Consider the following 17,561-nt stretch of genomic DNA (forward strand, 5'->3'; position numbering starts at 1 on the left):
GGCCCTGTCCCAAACGGCTGAATTCCGTCCGAACGAAAGGCTGTACGTAATGCACATGAAGACGCGTGCGGGCTCACTCTGGGTGACCGAAGTGAGCCACGCCGAGCTATCGGCCGTGTTCGCGTTGCGTCACGACGTCTTCGTGGTCGGCCAGGGCGTTCCTGCCGAGCTGGAGCGAGACGCGGACGACGAGACCGCGGTGCACGTCGGGGCCTGGGAGCACGACCTGAACACCCCGGCCTGTGCGCCGCTGCGGCTGGTCGGCACCGGTCGGCTGGTGGGCCGGCCACCGGCACCCGGCCGGATCGGCCGGATGGCGGTCCGGTCCGACGTCCGGGGCGGCGGCGTCGGCACCGTGGTGCTGCGCGGGCTGGAGCGGGCAGCGCTCCGGCGGGGCCATCCGGAGCTGGTGCTGCACGCCCAGCTCCACGCTCGAGGCTTCTACGAGCGGGCCGGGTACACCGCGGTCGGGCCGCAGTTCGAGGAGGCGGGGATCGAGCACGTCGAGATGCGCAAGGCGCTTCCGGTCATCCGGCCGGTCACCGACGCCGACTCCGCCGGACTGATCGCGCTGATCGGCACGGTCTGGGGCGAGTACCCGGGCTGCGTTCTCGACGTGGACGCCGAGGAGCCCTGGCTGCGAGCGCCCGGCTCGTACTACGCGGCCAACGGTGGCCGCATGTGGGTGGCCGAGCTGGACGGGGTCCTCGTGGGCTCGGTCGGGATCCGCCCGAACGCCGGGGCCGACACCGCCGAGCTGAAGAGCCTGTACGTCGGTGCCGCCGCGCGCAAGCACGGCTTGGGCGAGGTGCTGACGTCGCTGGTCGAGGACGAGGCCGTGCGCCTCGGCCTCCGGCAGCTGGAGCTGTGGACCGATACGCGGTTCGCCGACGCCCACCGCTTCTACGCCCGGCTCGGCTACACCCAGTTGCCGGGTTCGCGCGAGCTGCACGACCTGTCGAACACCGTCGAGTACCCGTTCGTGAAAGCGTTCCCGTACACGGCCGATCTGGCCGGGTAGCGGATCCGGATTCCGACCGCCGAGCACAACGGGGCAGAAGATACGTAGGCTGGCGATGACCTGGCCGACGGCGCGGGCGATCATGGACGCGCGCCGGGTGACCTGACCGCAGGGGCGTCCAGACGGGTGGGAGGTGCCGGTGGGGCCGAGCGAGCCCGCCGACCGGGGCGAAGCGGTCAGACGCTGGCGCGCGTTACTCGGTCGGCAGCGGAGCCGTCCGCGTCCGATGGGCGTCGCGCAGCCGTTGGCGCCGCCGCTGACCCCGCCACCGGCTCAACCGGCGGTGGCCCCGCCGACGACCCAGCCGATGACCCAGCACCCCCTGGCGCCACCGCCGGTGGTCGCACCACCGCAGCGGGCCGGTGACAACTTCGACTTCCGACCGGCCCCGCCCGACCCCGGCCCCCCTCCGCCGCTGGTCGGCACCGTGCCGATCCCGCAAGCCGTCGAGATCATCCGCGCCGACGTGGGTGTGCCGAAGGCGGTTGCGTTCATCAACCCGAAGGGCGGCGTCCACAAGACGACGGCCACCGTGCTCGCCGCCGCGACGCTCGGCAGCGTGCGGGGCGGCGGCGTGCTGGCGTGGGACGACAACGAGCTCCGTGGCACGCTCGGGCTTCGCGCGGGCACCGCACGGCACGCCCGGACCGTCAAGCACCTGATCGGCGACCTCACCGGCGTCGAAACCGCGATCAACGCGGGTCAGAACCTCCACGAGGTGCTGGAAAACTACCTCCGGCACGCGTCCGACGGTTCGTTCGACGTGCTGGCCGGCGACGAGGACCCGCGCATCGCCCGGCACCTCGACCCGGACACGGTCCGGCGGCTGATGAGGCTGCTGACCGCCGCGTACGACATCGTCTGTGTGGACACCGGCAACAACGTCGAGAGCCCGAACTGGAAGACCGTGATCGAGCAGAGCGACCGGCTGGTGGTGACGACGCTGCCGCGGGAAGACGCGGCGTTCACCGCCGACTGGATGCTCGACCTGCTGGAGGAGGACGGGCACGCCGACCTGGTCGCGGACGCCGTCACGATCCTGAGCTGCCCCAGCCCGATCCGCTCACCGCTCCTGGAAGAGCTGGTCGAACACTTCTCGCACCGCACCCGTGCGGTCGCCGTGATCCCGTACGACCCGGCGCTGGAATCCGGGTCGACGATCGTGTTCTCACAGATCGCCGATGCCACCCGCCGGGCGTGGCTGGATGCGTGTGCTGCCCTCGTCCAGGGGTGGGGGCGGTGAGCACTATGGTTGAGCGGTGCGCCAGGATTCGCCGAGCTCGTCGGACGGCGTGACGACACCGCCGCCCGCGAGTGGGCCGCCCGAGACGCCTGGTACGTCGCCCGGTACCGCGGCGCAGCCCTCGCCGCTTCCGTCCGCGCCGCCGGTGGCGCCGCTTCCGTCCGCGCCGCCGGTGGCGCCGCTTCCCCCGGTACCGGAGACGCTCGGCTCCGCGCCGGGCACCGACCTGGTGCCGGTTCCGCGTCGGCGGCACGCGGGCGACGAGCCGGAGGACCCGGTCGCGCTCACGCCCGCCGCGCTCTGGACCGGGCTGCGCGCGTCGGTGAGTCTGCGGGATCTGGTCGCGGCCGTCGTGCTGGCGCTGCTCGTCGCCGCGCTGGGCGCAGTGACCGGGGTGCTCTGGGCCTGGATCGGGCCGCACGTCCCGGTGTTGATGACCGCGAACGGGCCGATCCTCGCTGAGTACTACGGCGAGTCGGCGTTCGGGCAGCAGGCCACGTTCGGCGGGCTCGCCCTGGCGACGGGGCTGCTACTCGGGCCGATCGCCTACCTCGCCCGCCGCTGGCGAGGGCCGATCCTCCTGCTGGGGCTGGCCGTCGGCTGCCTGGCCGGAGCGTGGGTCAGCTGGAAGGTCGGCATCTGGGTGGGGCGTGATGAGTACGAGTCGCTGCTCCAGCACGCCGCGCCCGGCCGGACGTTCTCGATGCCGGTGAAGCTCAACGCGTTCGGCCTGTTGTTCCTGGAGCCGCTGGTGGCGGTGCTCGGGTACGTCGTCGTCGCAGCGTGGTCGCGTTACCCGGACCTGAAGGTCGACCCCGCGCTGAACCGCGCGCCCGGACGCCACTGGGGAGAACGCCCGCCGGACCAGTGAACCCGGGGGCGGGGCGACCGAGTCACCGAGCCGATCAGTTCGGCGACTGACCGACCCGCAGCTCGGCGAGCGGCACCGGCACCGCGTGCAGCCGGGAGAGCATCGTGGCCTCGCGCTTCAGCAGCCGCAGCTGCCGGCGCAGGCGTCCGACCGGGTCGTCGATCGCCAGCAGGCTCTGCTGATCGTCGAGCGTGAGCGGCGCCGCCGACCCCACCAGATAGGAGAGCATCGCCGGGTCGCTGGGCAGCGGTAGCGCCGGGAGGATCGGCTGCCCCGTCTCGTCGTCCCCGGTCTGTTCGCCGGCCCGGAGCGTGGCGTGGAGCAGCGTCCGGCAGCGCGCGAACACCTCGCGGACGCCCGCGGCCAGCACCTCGGCCTCTTCGCCCGCTCTGGCGTCCGCGTCCGCCTCCGGGAGCCGTTCGATCCGGCCGCGCAGATACGGCACGTCCCCGTCGGCCGGGACGACGTCCAGCAGCCGGAACCGGTCGCGGCCGGCCGTCACCACGTCGAACCGGCCGTCCCGATAGGGATGCACCTGCCGGAGTTCGGCGGTGCACCCGATCTCGTAGAGCGCGGTCACGGCGCCCTCGCCGACCTCCCAGCCCTGCCGGATCGCGCACACGCCGAACTGGCGGGCAGCCGGCCCGGCCGTCATCAGGTCGCGCACCAGTGCCCGGTACCGCGGCTCGAAGATGTGCAGCGGGAGCACCACTCCCGGAAACAGGACGGTGCCGAGCGGAAACAGCGGGATGGTCTCGGCCACGGGTCCAGCGTAGGAGTGGAGCCGCCGCCCTGCTCGGTGAACTCGTACGCTGCGTCGGTTACCACACTGTGGCGTCGCAAGGCAGCAGAAAGTGGCGATTGGGCGAGAGCTGCGCAACCATCGCGGGAATCCGGTCGGCGCGCTCCGTAGACTCGTAGCCGTGCTGACCCGAATCGACCTCCGCGGGACGGCTGCCACGCGCAGCGCCGCCGACTTGCGGGGCGTACTGCCCCGCGCCGCCCTCGACGTGGACTCCGCGGTTGCGCAGGTCCGTCCGGTGGTGGAGGCCGTGCATAGCCAGGGTCTACCTGCGGTGTTGGACGCTTCCCGGCGCTTCGACGGCGTCGAGGCGACCGGCGTCCGGGTGCCGGCCGAGGCCCTCGCGGCCGCCGAGACCGGGCTCGACGACGCGGTCCGGGCCGCGCTGCTGGAGTCGATCCGCCGCGCCCGTCTCGTCCACGCCGACCAGCGCCGCACCGACGTCACGACCCGGGTCGTGCCCGGTGGCACCGTCACCGAGCGGTTCGTCCCGGTCGGCCGGGTCGGGCTCTACGTCCCCGGTGGGCTCGCGGTTTATCCGTCCAGCGTGATCATGAACGTCGTCCCGGCGCAGGAGGCGGGCGTGCCGGCGCTGGCCGTCGCGTCCCCGCCGCAGAAGGAGTTCGGCGGCCTGCCGCACCCGACGATCCTCGCGGCCTGTGCGCTGCTCGGCGTCGAGGAGGTGTACGCGGTCGGCGGCGCCCAGGCGATCGCGGTGTTCGCGTACGGGCTGGCCGACGCCGGGAACGACGCCGGGCCGGTGGAGCCGGTCGACATCGTCACCGGCCCCGGCAACATCTGGGTCACCGCCGCGAAGCGACTGCTGCGTGGCGTCATCGGCATCGACTCCGAGGCGGGCACCACCGAGATCGCGGTGCTGGCGGACGACACCGCTGACCCGGTGCACGTCGCCGCCGACCTGATCAGCCAGGCCGAACACGACCCGGCCGCCGCGTCGGTGCTGGTCACCGCGTCCACGGCGCTGGCGGACGCGGTCGACGCCGAGGTGGTCCGCCAGGTCGCGGCCACCAAGCACGTCGAGCGCGTCCAGGCGGCGCTGTCCGGTCCGCAGTCCGGCATCGTGCTGGTCGACGACCTGGAGCAGGGGCTGCGGGTGGTGGACGCGTACGCGGCCGAGCACCTGGAGATCCAGACCGCGGACGCCCGTGCGGTGGCCGCGCGGGTCCGCAACGCCGGCGCGATCTTCGTCGGTGCCTGGTCGCCGGTCTCGCTCGGCGACTACTGCGCGGGCTCGAACCACGTGCTGCCCACCGGTGGGTGCGCGCGCCACTCGTCGGGCCTGTCGGTACAGACGTTCCTGCGCGGCATCCACGTTGTGGAGTACACCGAGGAGGCGCTCCGCGAGGTGGCCGATCACGTCACGACGCTGGCCGACGCCGAGGACCTCCCCGCGCACGGCGCCGCCGTTCGAGCGCGGTTCCGATGAGCGCGCCGACGCTGCCCGCGCCCGGGCCGGACGGGCGTTGGGCCGACCGCACCGTGACCCTCGCTGATCTCCCGATCCGGGACGAGCTGCGGGGCTCCGAACCGTACGGCGCACCGCAGCTCGACGTCCCCGTGGCGTTGAACACGAACGAGAACTCGTACCCGGTGCCCGCGGACGTCGTCGAGGCGATCGTGGACGCGGTCCGCACCGAGGCGGCCGGGCTCAACCGGTACCCCGACCGCGAAGCGGTCGCGCTCCGCGAGGACCTGGCCCGCTACATCGCGCACGGGCTCACCGTGCACAACCTCTGGGCCGCGAACGGCTCCAACGAGGTACTGCAGCAGCTGCTGCAGGTGTTCGGCGGCCCCGGACGCACCGCGCTCGGCTTCACCCCCGCGTACTCGATGCACCCGATCCTGAGCACCGGCACCGGCACCGCCTGGATCGACGGCAGGCGCAACGCCGACTTCTCGGTCGACGCCGAGAACGCCGCCGCCGACGTGCGGAAACACGACCCCGACATCGTGTTCCTCTGCTCACCGAACAACCCGACCGGCACCGCGCTCGGCCTCGACGTCGTCGAGGCGGTGCTCGCCGAGTCGCGCGGCATGGTCGTGGTGGACGAGGCCTACGCCGAGTTCGCCCGGCCGGGCACGCCGAGCGCGCTGACGCTGCTCGGCGCGAGCCCGCGGCTGGTCGTCACCCGGACGATGAGCAAGGCGTTCGCGCTTGCCGGTGCCCGTCTCGGTTACCTGGCCGCCGATCCGGCGGTGATCGACGCGGTGCGGCTCGTGCGTCTGCCGTACCACCTCTCCGCGCTCACCCAGGCCGCCGCCAGGGCCGCGCTCGCACACGCGGACGCGCTGCTGGCGACGGTCGAGGCGATCAAGCAGCAGCGCGACCGGATCGTCGACGAGCTGGCCGCCCGCGGTCTGGACGTCGTCCCCAGCGACGCGAACTTCGTGCTGTTCGGCGGCCCCACCGAGAACGGCGGACTAGGTGACCAGAAGGCGGTCTGGCGGCGGGTGCTCGACCGCGGCGTCCTGATCCGGGACGTCGGGCTGCCGGGCTACCTCCGCGTCACCGCAGGCACCCCGGCCGAGACCGACGCGTTCCTCGTGGCGCTGGACGCAGCGCTGGATCAGAAAGGGCAAGCATGAGCCGCACCGGGCGGATCGAACGGGTCACCGGCGAGTCCAAGGTGCTCGTCGAGATCGACCTCGATGGGTCGGGTAAGTGCGACATCTCGACCGGCGTCGGGTTCTACGACCACATGCTGAACCAGCTCGGCAAGCACGGCGGGTTCGACCTGACCGTGCAGACCGTCGGCGACCTGCACATCGACGCGCACCACACGGTCGAGGACACCGCGATCGCACTGGGCCAGGCGTTCAACCAGGCGCTCGGCGACAAGGCGGGCATCCGCCGGTTCGGCGACGCGCTGGTGCCGCTGGACGAGGCGCTGGTCCAGGTCGCGGTCGACCTGGCCGGGCGTCCGTACCTGGTGCACGAGGAGCCGGCGGTGATGGAGGTGGCCCAGATCGGCACCGCGTTTCCGGCGACGCTGGTGCGGCACATCTGGGAGGCGTTCACCCACAACGCGTCGATCGCGCTGCACGTCCTCGTCCGCTCCGGACGCGACCCGCACCACATCGCGGAGTCGCAGTTCAAGGCCGTCGCCCGTGCGCTGCGGGATGCGACCGCGTTCGATCCGCGGGTGACCGGGATCCCGTCGACGAAGGGACGGCTGTCCGGATGAGCCCGCGGGTCGTCGTGCTCGACTACGGGTCGGGCAACCTCCGGTCCGCCGAGCGGGCGCTGGCCCGCGCGGGCGCCGACGTGACCGTGACGCCGGATCTGGACGTGGCCGCGGAGGCCGACGGCCTGGTGGTGCCCGGCGTCGGCGCGTACGCCGCCTGCATGGCTGGGATCGAGAAGCTCGGTGCGCAGGACGTGATCCACGCCCGGGTGGCGGACGGCCGGCCGGTGCTCGGCATCTGCGTCGGCATGCAGGTGCTGTTCGAGTTCGGCGTCGAGCACGGCGTCCGCACCCATGGCCTCGGCGTCTTCCCTGGTGGCGTCACCCGGCTGACCGCCGAGCGCATCCCGCACATGGGGTGGAACACGGTCGAGGTCGGTTCCGGGTCGAACCTGTTCCGCGGTGTCGAGGACGAGCGGTTCTACTTCGTCCACTCGTACGCCGCGCCGCCGACCGGCATCGAGGGCGTGCTCACCACCGCGTCCCACGACGAGCCGTTCCTGGCCGCGATCGAACGCGGTCCGGTCGCCGCGACGCAGTTCCACCCGGAGAAGTCCGGCGACGCGGGTGCTGCGGTGCTCGCGAACTGGGTACGGGAACTGACATGACGACTTCGGAGCTCCGATGACCAGCAAGGCGCGTGCGCTCGCCCGAGCCGCGCGCGAAGCCGAGGCGGAGCGGCTGCGGATCGAGGCGGAGCGGCGTGCCCGTCGACGCGCGATCCTCACGGCGCCGTGGCGCGCGGCCCGGGCGATAGTGCCCCGACGCCGCCCGGAGCCGCACCGCCGAGGCCTGTTCGGCCGTGGCCGTACCGGAAAGATCCGGGCGGCCCGCCGCGACCGGGCCCAGCTGGCGGCGATCGCGACCGGCCTGATCGTCCTGCTGCTCGTCGTATGGGTCACGATCGACTCGTGGGCGATGCGGATCGGCGCGACCGTGCTCGCGTTACTGCTGACCCCTGTCCTGCTCGCCCTGACCAGATCTGATTACTCCCGGAGTGTGCACCGATCATGACTAGGCTCGAGCTGCTTCCCGCGGTCGACGTCGCCGATGGCCAGGCAGTCCGATTGGTGCAGGGGGAGGCGGGCAGCGAGACCTCTTACGGGGACCCGCTGGAGGCCGCGCTCACCTGGCAGCGCGACGGCGCGGAGTGGATCCACCTGGTGGACCTCGATGCGGCGTTCGGACGCGGATCCAACGCGGCGCAGCTGGCTTCCGTCGTCGCGGCGGTGGACGTGAAGGTCGAGCTGTCCGGCGGCATCCGGGACGACGCGTCGCTGCGGGCCGCACTGGCTACCGGCTGCACGCGGGTGAACATCGGCACTGCCGCGCTGGAGGACCCGGAGTGGTGCGCGAAAGCCATCGCCGAGCACGGTGACCGGATCGCGGTCGGCCTGGACGTCCGCGGCACGACGCTGGCGGCGCGCGGCTGGACCCGCGACGGTGGTGAGCTTTTCGAGGTGCTGGCTCGCCTGGACTCCGAGGGCTGCTCGCGGTACGTGGTCACCGACGTCCGCCGGGACGGCACGCTGACCGGCCCGAACGTCGAGCTGCTCAAGCAGGTGTGCGCCGCCACCGACCGGCCGGTGGTCGCGTCCGGTGGGGTGTCCACGCTGGACGACCTGCGTGAGCTGGCGACGCTGGTGCCGCTCGGCGTCGAGGGCGCGATCGTCGGCAAGGCGCTCTACGCCGGGGCGTTCACGCTGCCCGAGGCGCTCGCGGCGGTGGCCGAGTGACCGTAGCCGTGCGGGTGATCCCGTGTCTCGACGTCGACAAGGGCCGGGTCGTGAAGGGTGTCAACTTCACCCGGCTGCGGGACGCGGGTGACCCGGTCGAGCTGGCGCGGGCGTACGACGCGGCCGGCGCCGACGAGCTGACGTTCCTCGACATCACCGCGTCGTCCTCGGGGCGGGAGACCACCTACGACGTGGTGCGCCGCACCGCGGAGACCGTGTTCATCCCGCTCACGGTCGGGGGTGGGGTCCGCACCACGGCGGACGTGGACGCGCTGCTCCGGGCCGGTGCGGACAAGGTCGGGATCAACACCGCGGCGATCGCGCGGCCGGAGCTGCTGCGGGAGGCCGCCGAGCGGTTCGGTTCGCAGTGCGTCGTGCTCTCGGTGGACGCCCGGCGGGTGGTCGACGGCCCGCCGACGCCGAGCGGCTTCGAAGTGACGACGCACGGCGGACGCCGGGGGACCGGCATCGACGCGGTGGAGTGGGCAGCGCGCGGCCAGGAGTACGGGGTCGGCGAGATCCTGCTCAACTCGATGGACGGCGACGGGACCAAGGACGGATACGACCTGCCGCTGATCACCGCGGTGCGGGCGGTCGTGGACGTCCCGGTGATCGCCAGCGGCGGCGCCGGCGCGCTGGAGCACTTCCCGCCCGCGATCGAGGCCGGCGCCGACGCGGTACTCGCCGCCAGCGTCTTCCACTTCGGCGAATTGACGATCGGCGAGGTCAAAGCCACCCTGCGCACCTCCGGCGCCCCCGTCCGCTAACGCCGAAGGCCCCGGCGCAGCCGGGGCCTTCGGGGTTCGAGCGCCGTCAGGCGCGAGCGTTCTGACGTGGAGCCCGCCCAGGACGAGCCTGGCAGTCGAGCGCGAGGACGCCGCGACCTTGGCCTTGGCGTCTCAAGTCCTCGCGCTCGCCTGTCAGGCTCGCCCCCTGGGCGGGCCGCCCAAATTAGAGCTGGAGGAGGCGGCCTATTACCTCGCGGTGGCGGAGCAGGGCTACGCGGAGGTCCTCGGTGCCGTCGGCGGCCTCGGCGGCGTCGGTGACCGAGCGGCGGAGCTTCTCCAGGCCACGCCCGATCGCCGCGATCGAGTCCTCCAGCACGACGCTGGCTTCCCGCACCGCGCTCTCCGGGTCGTCGACGAACGCCGACTGCACCCCGAACCACCGCTCGCGCACGGTCGCCGCGTACTCGGCGTCCAGCAGCGGCTGGACGTCCGGCCGCGCCGCGGGCGTCGCACCGTCACGGCCACCGTTCAGCCCGGACCGCCCGCCGCTCGCCGGCCGCCCCGCCGGGACCAGGCCCGCGGTGCTGCTGTCGGTGCTGCTGGTGCTGCTGGCGGTGGTGCCGCTTCCGAACGTCGGGTTCGTGCTGCCGGCGCCGGTCGTCGTCGCACCGGTGCTCGACCCGGTCGGAGGGGTCGTCGAGCTCGGCGTGCTCGTCGTGCTGGACGACGAGCCGGAGCCGGTCGGCGTGGTGCTGCTCGCGGGCGTACCGGACGTACGCGGGGCGGGCGTCGCCGGGGGCGTGGTGCGGGCGCTGTCGCCGCTCCGGTCGCTCGTGTCGACGTCTGACTGCACTCGGGACTCCTGTCCTTTGCTCCGTTGAAGGGCCGCCCAGAGGTTGTCGACGACCTCTTCGGCCGACTGACCCGCCGGGTCCGACCCGGTGGACGCGGCCGGCGTTTGCCGCCACGGAGGCGTGTTGTCTGCGCCGGATCGGTCGCCGGCGGCGCCAGGGTACGCGGAGTCGGATCCGCTCCCTGGGGTCGAGGGGGGTGGCACGGTGCCCGCCGTGGACGTCGTGCCTGCCGGTCCGGGCGCTGCCACGGACGGGGCGGCGGACGCGGTCGGCCGGGAACGGTCACCGGGGTGCATCTGAAGGTCCTCTCCTCATGACGGGACCGCGAGGCTCCGGGCATCGGCGTGACAGCGCCCGCGCAGGCCTCGGGTAACCGCGGGGCGACGGTAGCGTCCGTGAGCACGGGGCCCTGCGGCGGCTCCGGCGAACCCCCCGGATCGCCGGTACCAGAAGCGCACGTTACCAGCAGGCACTTGAGTGAATTCTGTTTTCCCAGCTACCGCACGATGTCACAGCCGTGCGGCGCCGGTCAGACGCCGAGATCCGCGGCGCGCAGCTGGTCGGCGGCTGCGGCGTCACCCTCGATCGTCACCCGGCTGTGCTGCTGCCTGCCGTAGCAGAACAGGATCAGCTCGGCCGGCTCGCCGGTCACCACGACCATCGGCTCGCCGGCCTTGGCGACCCGCTCGCCGATCCCCGGCGCGGCCAGCGTGACGCCGGACGACGCGGACCGGAGCAAGATCCGGGCCATGCCGAGCGTCCGCCACAGTGCTTTCTGGACGCCGGCCGACAACGCACGCGGTTCCCAACCGTCCTGGGCCCGCCGTACGTCCTCGTGATGTACGAACATCTCCACCGAGTTGGCGAGCCCGTCGACGCCGGGCAGCCCGAACGGGCTCCACCGGGGCGGGCCGGACCGCAGGTCGCGGATCAGCCCCGCGTACCCGCGTTCGTGCAGGGCGCCCAGCCGGACGCGCTCGGTCCAGCCGGCGAACGCGCCGAGTCGGATGCCGGGGGTGCTGTCCGGACGACGCTCGCGCACGACCAGGTGTGCGGCCAGGTCAGCGGTGGTCCAGCCGGAACAGAGCGTCGGGGCGTCCGGACCGATGGCCTCGAACAAGTCGGCGAGTTCGGCACGCTCGGACTGCGCGATCGTCGGCATGGTCCGAGCGTAGGACGTGTTCACCGCGGCGGCAGGCCGAGTGGTTCGGTCAAGTATCGCTGAATCGTGGGACCGATACCGGCGACGATCTCGTCCGGAGTGGCCTCGACCATCGCGGGCAGCTTGAGCAGGTACCGGGTCATCACCAACCCGGCCACCTGGGAGGCGACCATGCCGGTTCGCAGCTCCGGCCGGTCGGCGTCGATGGCCTTCATGACCGTGCCGAAGATCGCGGTGGACGCGAACTCGCGGAACATCACCGCGGCCCGCTCATGGGTCATCGCGCTGCGCAGCAACGCGGCGAACGGGTTCTGATCGCCCATGTTGTCCCAGATCGAGAGCAACATCCGGACCAGCCGTTCGCCCAATCCGTCGAGACCGGGCGCGATCAGGCCCGGGAGCACCTCGGTCGGATCGAACGGCAGCTCCATCGTCGCGACGAAGAGGTGCTCCTTCGTCCCAAAGTAGTGGTGCACGAGGGCGGGGTCGACGCCCGCCTTCCCGGCGATCGCGCGGATCGTGGCGCCGTCGTACCCGGATTCGGTGAACGCGGCCCGGGCGGCGTCGAGGATCGCCTGCTGCGTCCCCGAGCCGCCGCCCGGCCGTCGTCCGGTTCGTGCCACGTCAGGCGGTCCGCCGCCGCAAAGTGGCCGCCGCCAGCGCCAGCGCCAGCACCGTCGCGCCGACGACGATCGCGAGGTCGCCGATCAGCGCGCTGGTCACCTCGCTGTTGTTCTGCACCTCGTTGAGGGCGTCGACGGCGTAGCTCATCGGCAACACGTTACTGATCGCCTCCAGCCAGTCGGCCATCGCATCCCGGGGTGTCAGCAGGCCGCACAGCAGAACCTGCGGCAGGACGAACGCCGGCATGAACTGCACCGCCTGGAACTCGGTGCGGGCGAACGCGCTGACCCACAGGCCGAGCGCCATGCCGAGGATCGCGTCGGCCACCGCGACCAGGACCAGCAGCCCGACCGATCCCTGTGTCGTCAGGTCGAGCAGCCAGTACGCGGTCGCACACGCGACCGTCGCCTGCGCCGCGGCGGCGACCGCGAACGCGATGCCGTAGCCGAGCAGCAGGTCCGCTTTTGCCATCGGCGTGGTCAGCAGGCGTTCGAGCGTGCCCGACGTGCGTTCCCGCAGCATGGCCACGCTGGTCAGCAGGAACATCACGATGAACGGGAACACTCCGAGCAGCGCGGGGGCGATCCGGTTGAACAGCACCTGGTCGTCGAAGACGTAGCGCAGCAGCACCATGAGGAGGCTCGGTACGACCAGGAGCATCGCTACCGTGCGCCGGTCGCGGACGAGCTGGGTGAGCACCCTCTTGGCGGTGGCGCCGGTGCTACGGACGGATAGCACCCGTACGGCCGGGCGGGCGGACAGCGTCGCGGTGGCCATCACGCCACCTCCGTCGCGGTCTTCTCGGAGTTCGCCCGGATGATCCGGAGGAACGCCTCCTCGAGGTCGTCGGTACCGGTATCGGCGCGGAGTGCGGCGGGCTCCGCGTCGGCGACGAACCGGCCGTCGCGCATGAGCAGCAGGCGGTCGCACTTGCCTGCTTCGTCCATCACATGGCTGGAGACGACGAGCAGCGTGCCGTCGGCGGCGAGCTGGTGGAACTGCTGCCACAGGTCCTGCCTGAGCACCGGATCCTGGCCGACGGTCGGTTCGTCGAGGACCAGGACCTCAGGGCGCCCGAGCAGCGCGCACGCCAGCGAGGCCCGGGCGTGCTGGCCGCCGGAGAGCGCGCCGACCAGCTGATCCGCGTGCGTCGCGAGCCCGACGTCGGCGATCGCCTGATCGGCTGCCGCGTGCCCCACGCCGAGGACGGCGGCGAAGTAGCGCGTGTTCTCCCGGACCGTGAGGTCCCCGTAGACCGAGGGTTGCTGGGTGAGGTAGCCGACGCGACGCCGCAGGGGCGCGCTGCCCGCGGGCTCGCCCAGCACGGTGACGGTGCCGGACCGGATCTTCTGCACACCCACCAGGCACCGCATCAGCGTCGTCTTGCCGCAGCCGCTCGGGCCGAGCAGCCCGATGACCGTTCCGGACGGCGCCGAGAAGTTCACACCATGCAATACCCGACGTTTTCCGCGCTCGACGACGAGGTCGCTGACCGCTACCGCCGCCTCCATGGCTCCTCCTGAAAGTCATCGGCTGTTGAATTCAACGGTAGTGGAAATATGCGCCGCGCGGAAGAGCTGGACCTAAGATGGTGGGGTGACCGCACCCGTTCGCCCCTCGCAGCTCGACCCTTCGATCGCCGCACAGCTCAAGCGCGACGCGCACGGCCTGGTGACGGCGGTGGTCCAGCAGCACGACACCCGCGAGGTGCTGATGGTCGGCTGGATGGACGACGAGGCGCTGCACCGCACGCTCACCACCGGCCGGGCCACGTACTGGTCGCGGAGCCGCAGCGAGTACTGGGTGAAGGGCGAGACGTCCGGGCACCGGCAGTGGGTGCGGTCGGTCGCGCTCGACTGCGACGGCGACACGCTGCTCGTCACCGTCGATCAGGAGGGCGCGGCCTGCCACACCGGCGACCACACCTGCTTCGACGCCCGGGTGCTGCTACGGGCGCCACTCGACGAGTAGGACCGTCGCGTCGTCCTGTAGGTGTCCGTGCTGGTGGTCGAGGATCGTCCGGATCAACCGGCGTAGCGTCTCGGGCGGCGGTAGCTGATCGGCCTCCCGCCGGATCACGAAGTCGACCAGCCGGTCGAGGCCGAACTCCGCGCCCTCGGCGTCCCGCGCCTCGGTGACGCCGTCGGTGTAGAAGAGCAGCCGGTCGCCGGGCTCGAGCTGCACGGTCCCGAGCTCGGTCGGCCGGTGGACGCCGATCCCCATCGGCAGGCCCGGCTTGATCTCGAGCGTCTTCACCCACTTGCCGTCCCGGAGCAGCACGGGCGGCGGATGCCCACGCAGCACCCACTGCAGCCCGCCGGTGCCCGCGTCGAAGTGGGCGAGCACCCCGGTTACCAGCTCCGGCGGTCCGAACCGTGCGGCCACCGTCCGGTCGATCGTGTCGCCCAGCTCCACCAGGTCCAGGCCGGCCCGGCGTCCCCGCCGGTAGGCCGCTGCGGCCAGGCCGACCACGACGGCCGAGTTCAGGTCGTGCCCTGCCGCATCGAACAACGCCAGGTGGACGCCGTCATCAACGATGCCGTAGTCGAACGTGTCACCGGCCACCTGGTACGCGGGCTCCAGTGCGCCGGTGACCACGATGCGCTCGGTAGAGAACGTCAGCGGCGGGAGCAGTCCCCACTGCATCTCGGCGGACAGGCTCATGTCGTCCCGCCGGGTCAGCTCGACCAGCGTGTCGCTGTAGGCCCGCTTGCTCACGACCAGCAACGCCACGAGCGACGCCAGGCGGCGAGCACGGCGGCCGAGCACCGGGTCGAGCCGGTGGCGGGCGTCGGCGTCCACGGTCAGCCGTAACACGCCGAGCCGTTCGGTGCCGTCCAGCAGCGGCAGCCAGATCTGGCACCGTCCGTCCGGGATCGGCACCGTCCGCACCTGGTTCCGCCGGAACACCCGGCCGACCGCCGTCGTGTCGACCGGCAGCCGCTCGTCCGGTTCGATCGGCGGGCGGATCCGGCCACGCGGCACCCGGACCAGGTTCACCTGCTGCAGATCGGCGAGGTAGAGCACCGGATCGTGCAACCCGACCGGCGCCGCGTGGGTCGCGATCAGGTCGATCAGATCCTCCGGATGGCACCGGTGGGATCCCTGTAGTAAGCCGTCGAACATCTCCTCGCTCACGGCGCTCCTTCCCGGTGCCTCCGTCGGGGGATTACCCGGCTGCTCAGAAATCGCACGTCGGCCACAATGGGGTCGTGACTACTGGCACCGACGGCACGTTCAGCCCCGACCGCGACGAGTTCGCCCGCCTGGTCCGCGACCGGCGGGTAGTTCCGGTGACCCGACGACTACTCGCCGACGGCGAGACCCCGGTCGGGCTCTACCGCAAGCTGGCCGGAGGACCGGGCACCTTCCTGCTCGAGTCCGCCGAGCACGGCGGCGTCTGGTCGCGCTACTCGTTCGTCGGCGTGCGCAGCGTAGCGACGTTGACCAGCCGCAACGGATCCGCCTTCTGGCTGGGCGACCCGCCGCCCGGCGTGCCGGTCGACGGTGATCCGCTCGCCGTGCTGGGCGAGGTGGTGCAGGCGCTGGCGTCGCCGGTGCGGCCCGGCCTCCCGACGCTGACCGGCGGCATGGTGGGCTACCTGGCGTACGACATCGTCCGGCGGATCGAGAAGCTGCCGAGCAACGGCATCGACGACCTGGAACTGCCCGAGCTGGGCATGATGCTCGCGACCGACCTCGCCGCGCTCGACCACACCGACGGTTCGCTGCTGCTGATCGCCAACGCGATCGTCCCCGCCGACGCGTCGCCGGACGAGGTGAACGAGGCCTACTTCCGCGCCGTCGGCCGGCTGGAGTCGATGACGACCGCGCTGTCCCGGCCGACGCCGCACGGCGTCTCGACGATGAACCGGGTGCGGGTCGCCGAGTTCCGCAGCCGGATGCCCGAGGGCGACTACCCGAAGGCCGTGGAGATCGCGAAGGAGGCGATCCGGGCCGGCGAGTGCTTCCAGATCGTCCCGAGCCAGCGGTTCGAGGTGGCGACCGAGGCCGACCCGCTCGACGTCTATCGGGTGCTGCGCGCCACGAACCCCAGCCCGTACATGTACCTGCTGCGGTTCGACGGCTTCGACATCGTCGGCTCGTCGCCCGAGGCGCACGTCAAGGTCACCGACGGGCGAGCGCTGCTCCACCCGATCGCGGGCACCCGCTGGAGGGGCGCGACGCCGGAGGAGGACGCCCGGCTGGCCGCCGAGCTGATCGCCGACCCGAAGGAGCGGTCCGAGCACGTCATGCTCGTCGACCTCGGACGCAACGACCTCGGGCGGGTCTGCCGGCCCGGCACGGTCGACGTCGTGGACTTCATGGAGATCGAGCGCTACAGCCACGTCATGCACATCGTGTCGACGGTGGTGGGGGAGATCTCGGCCGGGCGTTCGGCGTTCGACGTGCTGACCGCGACGTTCCCGGCGGGGACGTTGACCGGCGCGCCCAAGGTGCGGGCGATGGAGATCATCGATTCGCTGGAGCCGACGCGGCGCGGACTGTACGGCGGCACGGTGGGATATCTCGACTTCGCGGGCAACCTCGACATGGCGATCGCGATCCGCACCGCGCTGATGCGCGACGGGACCGCATACGTGCAGGCCGGTGGCGGGGTGGTTGCCGACTCCGATCCGCTCGCCGAGGAGCGCGAGTCGCAGAACAAGGCGGCTGCGGTGCTCTCGGCGATCGCGACCGCCGAGACGCTACGGGCGGCCCGGTGACCCCGTCCGCGCCGCCGGGCCAGTCCGAGCCGCCTGGCTCGCGCCGGGCGCTGACCGTGTCGGTGCTGGCGGCCGTCGTCGGCGGTGCCGCGGCCTACTTCACCACCGGCCGGGTCTGGGCCTCCGAGACCGTCGAGCGGGTCGCGCCGCTGCCGCCGGACACCGTCCACACCACCGGGCGTGACCTGGTCCCATGGGCGGCCGCGGCGGCCCTCGTCGGTGCCGCGGGTGGCCTGGCGTTGCTGGCGACCCGAGGGCGCGGCCGACTCGCGGTAGCGGCGCTGCTCACGGTCGCCGGCCTCGCGGTGGCCGCCGGTGGCGTGCGTGGCCTGGCCGGGGACACTACGTTCGTCTGGCCGCTGCTCTGCGTCGCCGGTGGGGTGCTCGTGCTGGCCGCCGGCGTGGTCGCGTTGGCGCGCGGGCGCGGCTGGGCGGCGATGGGAGCCCGCTACGACGCCCCGGCGCCGCGCGCGAAGGCACCTGCCGCAGTAGGGCCGGATGCGCCACCGGCCGCGATGTGGGATGCCCTCGACCGCGGCGACGACCCCACGCGGTGAGACGTCGATCCTCTGGGTCCGGGCAAAAGT

General features: G+C 72.4%; 20 protein-coding genes. 13 read left to right on the forward strand and 7 right to left on the reverse strand.

The annotated features are described in order from the left end of the window. Positions 1 to 55 precede the first annotated feature (55 nt). The 3 genes from BUB75_RS01985 to BUB75_RS01995 all read left to right on the forward strand — a co-directional run bounded on the left by BUB75_RS01985 (position 56) and on the right by BUB75_RS01995 (position 3,135). Positions 56 to 1,021 carry a GNAT family N-acetyltransferase gene (locus BUB75_RS01985; RefSeq protein WP_084740129.1) on the forward strand — a complete coding sequence of 322 codons (966 nt, stop codon included), beginning with the start codon at positions 56 to 58 and terminating at the stop codon, positions 1,019 to 1,021. Positions 1,022 to 1,160: 139 nt separating this feature from the next. Continuing rightward, positions 1,161 to 2,264, forward strand: coding sequence for a MinD/ParA family ATP-binding protein (locus BUB75_RS01990; RefSeq protein WP_143174989.1), 1,104 nt, complete (start codon positions 1,161 to 1,163; stop codon positions 2,262 to 2,264). A gap of 16 nt (positions 2,265 to 2,280) precedes the next feature. Then, positions 2,281 to 3,135 (forward strand): DUF2567 domain-containing protein, encoded by an 855-nt coding sequence (locus BUB75_RS01995; protein ID WP_143174990.1) that lies wholly within the window; start codon positions 2,281 to 2,283, stop codon positions 3,133 to 3,135. A 34-nt stretch (positions 3,136 to 3,169) separates the two neighbouring features. On the opposite strand, the gene BUB75_RS02000 is transcribed toward BUB75_RS01995, so the two are convergent. Continuing rightward, entirely contained in the window at positions 3,170 to 3,898 is a 729-nt protein-coding gene (locus BUB75_RS02000; protein ID WP_073250812.1) for an LON peptidase substrate-binding domain-containing protein, read from the reverse strand. Positions 3,899 to 4,058: 160 nt separating this feature from the next. Here BUB75_RS02000 and hisD point away from each other — a divergent pair, with 160 nt between their 5' ends. From hisD to hisF, 7 genes are read left to right on the forward strand one after another with little or no spacing between them, the layout of a single operon-like run. Continuing rightward, a complete protein-coding gene (hisD, locus tag BUB75_RS02005) occupies positions 4,059 to 5,384 on the forward strand; it encodes a histidinol dehydrogenase (RefSeq protein ID WP_073250814.1) in 1,326 nt (441 codons plus the stop codon). Next, on the forward strand, positions 5,381 to 6,544 hold the full coding sequence (locus tag BUB75_RS02010; protein WP_073250816.1) for a histidinol-phosphate transaminase: 1,164 nt from the start codon (positions 5,381 to 5,383) through the stop codon (positions 6,542 to 6,544). Before hisD ends, BUB75_RS02010 begins: the two co-directional genes overlap by 4 nt. Then, positions 6,541 to 7,143 carry an imidazoleglycerol-phosphate dehydratase HisB gene (gene hisB / locus BUB75_RS02015; RefSeq protein ID WP_073250819.1) on the forward strand — a complete coding sequence of 201 codons (603 nt, stop codon included), beginning with the start codon at positions 6,541 to 6,543 and terminating at the stop codon, positions 7,141 to 7,143. Before BUB75_RS02010 ends, hisB begins: the two co-directional genes overlap by 4 nt. After that, complete coding sequence (hisH, locus tag BUB75_RS02020) at positions 7,140 to 7,751, forward strand: imidazole glycerol phosphate synthase subunit HisH (RefSeq protein ID WP_073250821.1); 612 nt, start codon at positions 7,140 to 7,142, stop codon at positions 7,749 to 7,751. The genes hisB and hisH overlap by 4 nt, the downstream gene beginning before the upstream one ends. 16 nt (positions 7,752 to 7,767) lie before the next feature. Next, positions 7,768 to 8,157: a hypothetical protein gene (locus BUB75_RS02025; RefSeq protein ID WP_073250823.1), complete on the forward strand. Its 390-nt coding sequence runs from the start codon at positions 7,768 to 7,770 to the stop codon at positions 8,155 to 8,157. Continuing rightward, the gene (priA, locus tag BUB75_RS02030; RefSeq protein WP_073250825.1) at positions 8,154 to 8,879 is read left to right on the forward strand and encodes a bifunctional 1-(5-phosphoribosyl)-5-((5-phosphoribosylamino)methylideneamino)imidazole-4-carboxamide isomerase/phosphoribosylanthranilate isomerase PriA; all 726 of its coding nucleotides are present in this window, start codon (positions 8,154 to 8,156) and stop codon (positions 8,877 to 8,879) included. The genes BUB75_RS02025 and priA overlap by 4 nt, the downstream gene beginning before the upstream one ends. After that, positions 8,876 to 9,646, forward strand: coding sequence for an imidazole glycerol phosphate synthase subunit HisF (hisF, locus tag BUB75_RS02035; RefSeq protein WP_073250827.1), 771 nt, complete (start codon positions 8,876 to 8,878; stop codon positions 9,644 to 9,646). Before priA ends, hisF begins: the two co-directional genes overlap by 4 nt. Before the next feature lie 184 nt (positions 9,647 to 9,830). On the opposite strand, the gene BUB75_RS02040 is transcribed toward hisF, so the two are convergent. The 5 genes from BUB75_RS02040 to BUB75_RS02060 all read right to left on the reverse strand — a co-directional run bounded on the left by BUB75_RS02040 (position 9,831) and on the right by BUB75_RS02060 (position 13,758). Continuing rightward, on the reverse strand, positions 9,831 to 10,460 hold the full coding sequence (locus BUB75_RS02040; RefSeq protein WP_073250829.1) for a hypothetical protein: 630 nt from the start codon (positions 10,458 to 10,460) through the stop codon (positions 9,831 to 9,833). A 530-nt stretch (positions 10,461 to 10,990) separates the two neighbouring features. Beyond that, complete coding sequence (locus tag BUB75_RS02045; protein WP_073252611.1) at positions 10,991 to 11,623, reverse strand: TIGR03085 family metal-binding protein; 633 nt, start codon at positions 11,621 to 11,623, stop codon at positions 10,991 to 10,993. A gap of 20 nt (positions 11,624 to 11,643) precedes the next feature. Further along, a complete protein-coding gene (locus BUB75_RS02050; protein ID WP_073250831.1) occupies positions 11,644 to 12,246 on the reverse strand; it encodes a TetR/AcrR family transcriptional regulator in 603 nt (200 codons plus the stop codon). Between the two features lies 1 nt (position 12,247). Then, entirely contained in the window at positions 12,248 to 13,024 is a 777-nt protein-coding gene (locus BUB75_RS02055; protein WP_073250833.1) for an ABC transporter permease, read from the reverse strand. Further along, positions 13,024 to 13,758 carry an ABC transporter ATP-binding protein gene (locus BUB75_RS02060; RefSeq protein WP_073250835.1) on the reverse strand — a complete coding sequence of 245 codons (735 nt, stop codon included), beginning with the start codon at positions 13,756 to 13,758 and terminating at the stop codon, positions 13,024 to 13,026. The genes BUB75_RS02055 and BUB75_RS02060 overlap by 1 nt, the downstream gene beginning before the upstream one ends. 85 nt (positions 13,759 to 13,843) lie before the next feature. On the opposite strand from BUB75_RS02060, the gene hisI reads away from it, so the two are divergent. After that, entirely contained in the window at positions 13,844 to 14,218 is a 375-nt protein-coding gene (gene hisI, locus BUB75_RS02065) for a phosphoribosyl-AMP cyclohydrolase (RefSeq protein WP_073250837.1), read from the forward strand. On the opposite strand, the gene BUB75_RS02070 is transcribed toward hisI, so the two are convergent. Beyond that, positions 14,195 to 15,385 (reverse strand): PP2C family protein-serine/threonine phosphatase, encoded by a 1,191-nt coding sequence (locus BUB75_RS02070; RefSeq protein WP_218617235.1) that lies wholly within the window; start codon positions 15,383 to 15,385, stop codon positions 14,195 to 14,197. The genes hisI and BUB75_RS02070 overlap by 24 nt on opposite strands. Before the next feature lie 74 nt (positions 15,386 to 15,459). On the opposite strand from BUB75_RS02070, the gene BUB75_RS02075 reads away from it, so the two are divergent. Together BUB75_RS02075 and BUB75_RS02080 are read left to right on the forward strand one after the other, a co-directional pair. Next, positions 15,460 to 16,974 carry an anthranilate synthase component I gene (locus BUB75_RS02075; RefSeq protein WP_073250839.1) on the forward strand — a complete coding sequence of 505 codons (1,515 nt, stop codon included), beginning with the start codon at positions 15,460 to 15,462 and terminating at the stop codon, positions 16,972 to 16,974. Next, positions 16,971 to 17,531 carry a Trp biosynthesis-associated membrane protein gene (locus tag BUB75_RS02080; RefSeq protein WP_073250841.1) on the forward strand — a complete coding sequence of 187 codons (561 nt, stop codon included), beginning with the start codon at positions 16,971 to 16,973 and terminating at the stop codon, positions 17,529 to 17,531. Before BUB75_RS02075 ends, BUB75_RS02080 begins: the two co-directional genes overlap by 4 nt. Positions 17,532 to 17,561 lie beyond the last annotated feature (30 nt).

The organism is Cryptosporangium aurantiacum (assembly GCF_900143005.1).
Taxonomy (GTDB): domain Bacteria; phylum Actinomycetota; class Actinomycetes; order Mycobacteriales; family Cryptosporangiaceae; genus Cryptosporangium; species Cryptosporangium aurantiacum.

Coding starts and splice junctions, on each gene's coding strand:
- BUB75_RS01985 (WP_084740129.1), top strand. CDS start 56: ATGAAGACGCGTGCGGGCTCACTCTGGGTGACCGAAGTGAGCCACGCC.
- BUB75_RS02055 (WP_073250833.1), bottom strand. CDS start 13,024: ATGGCCACCGCGACGCTGTCCGCCCGCCCGGCCGTACGGGTGCTATCC.
- BUB75_RS02060 (WP_073250835.1), bottom strand. CDS start 13,758: ATGGAGGCGGCGGTAGCGGTCAGCGACCTCGTCGTCGAGCGCGGAAAA.
- hisB (WP_073250819.1), top strand. CDS start 6,541: ATGAGCCGCACCGGGCGGATCGAACGGGTCACCGGCGAGTCCAAGGTG.
- hisH (WP_073250821.1), top strand. CDS start 7,140: ATGAGCCCGCGGGTCGTCGTGCTCGACTACGGGTCGGGCAACCTCCGG.
- BUB75_RS02025 (WP_073250823.1), top strand. CDS start 7,768: ATGACCAGCAAGGCGCGTGCGCTCGCCCGAGCCGCGCGCGAAGCCGAG.
- BUB75_RS02045 (WP_073252611.1), bottom strand. CDS start 11,623: ATGCCGACGATCGCGCAGTCCGAGCGTGCCGAACTCGCCGACTTGTTC.
- BUB75_RS02010 (WP_073250816.1), top strand. CDS start 5,381: ATGAGCGCGCCGACGCTGCCCGCGCCCGGGCCGGACGGGCGTTGGGCC.
- priA (WP_073250825.1), top strand. CDS start 8,154: ATGACTAGGCTCGAGCTGCTTCCCGCGGTCGACGTCGCCGATGGCCAG.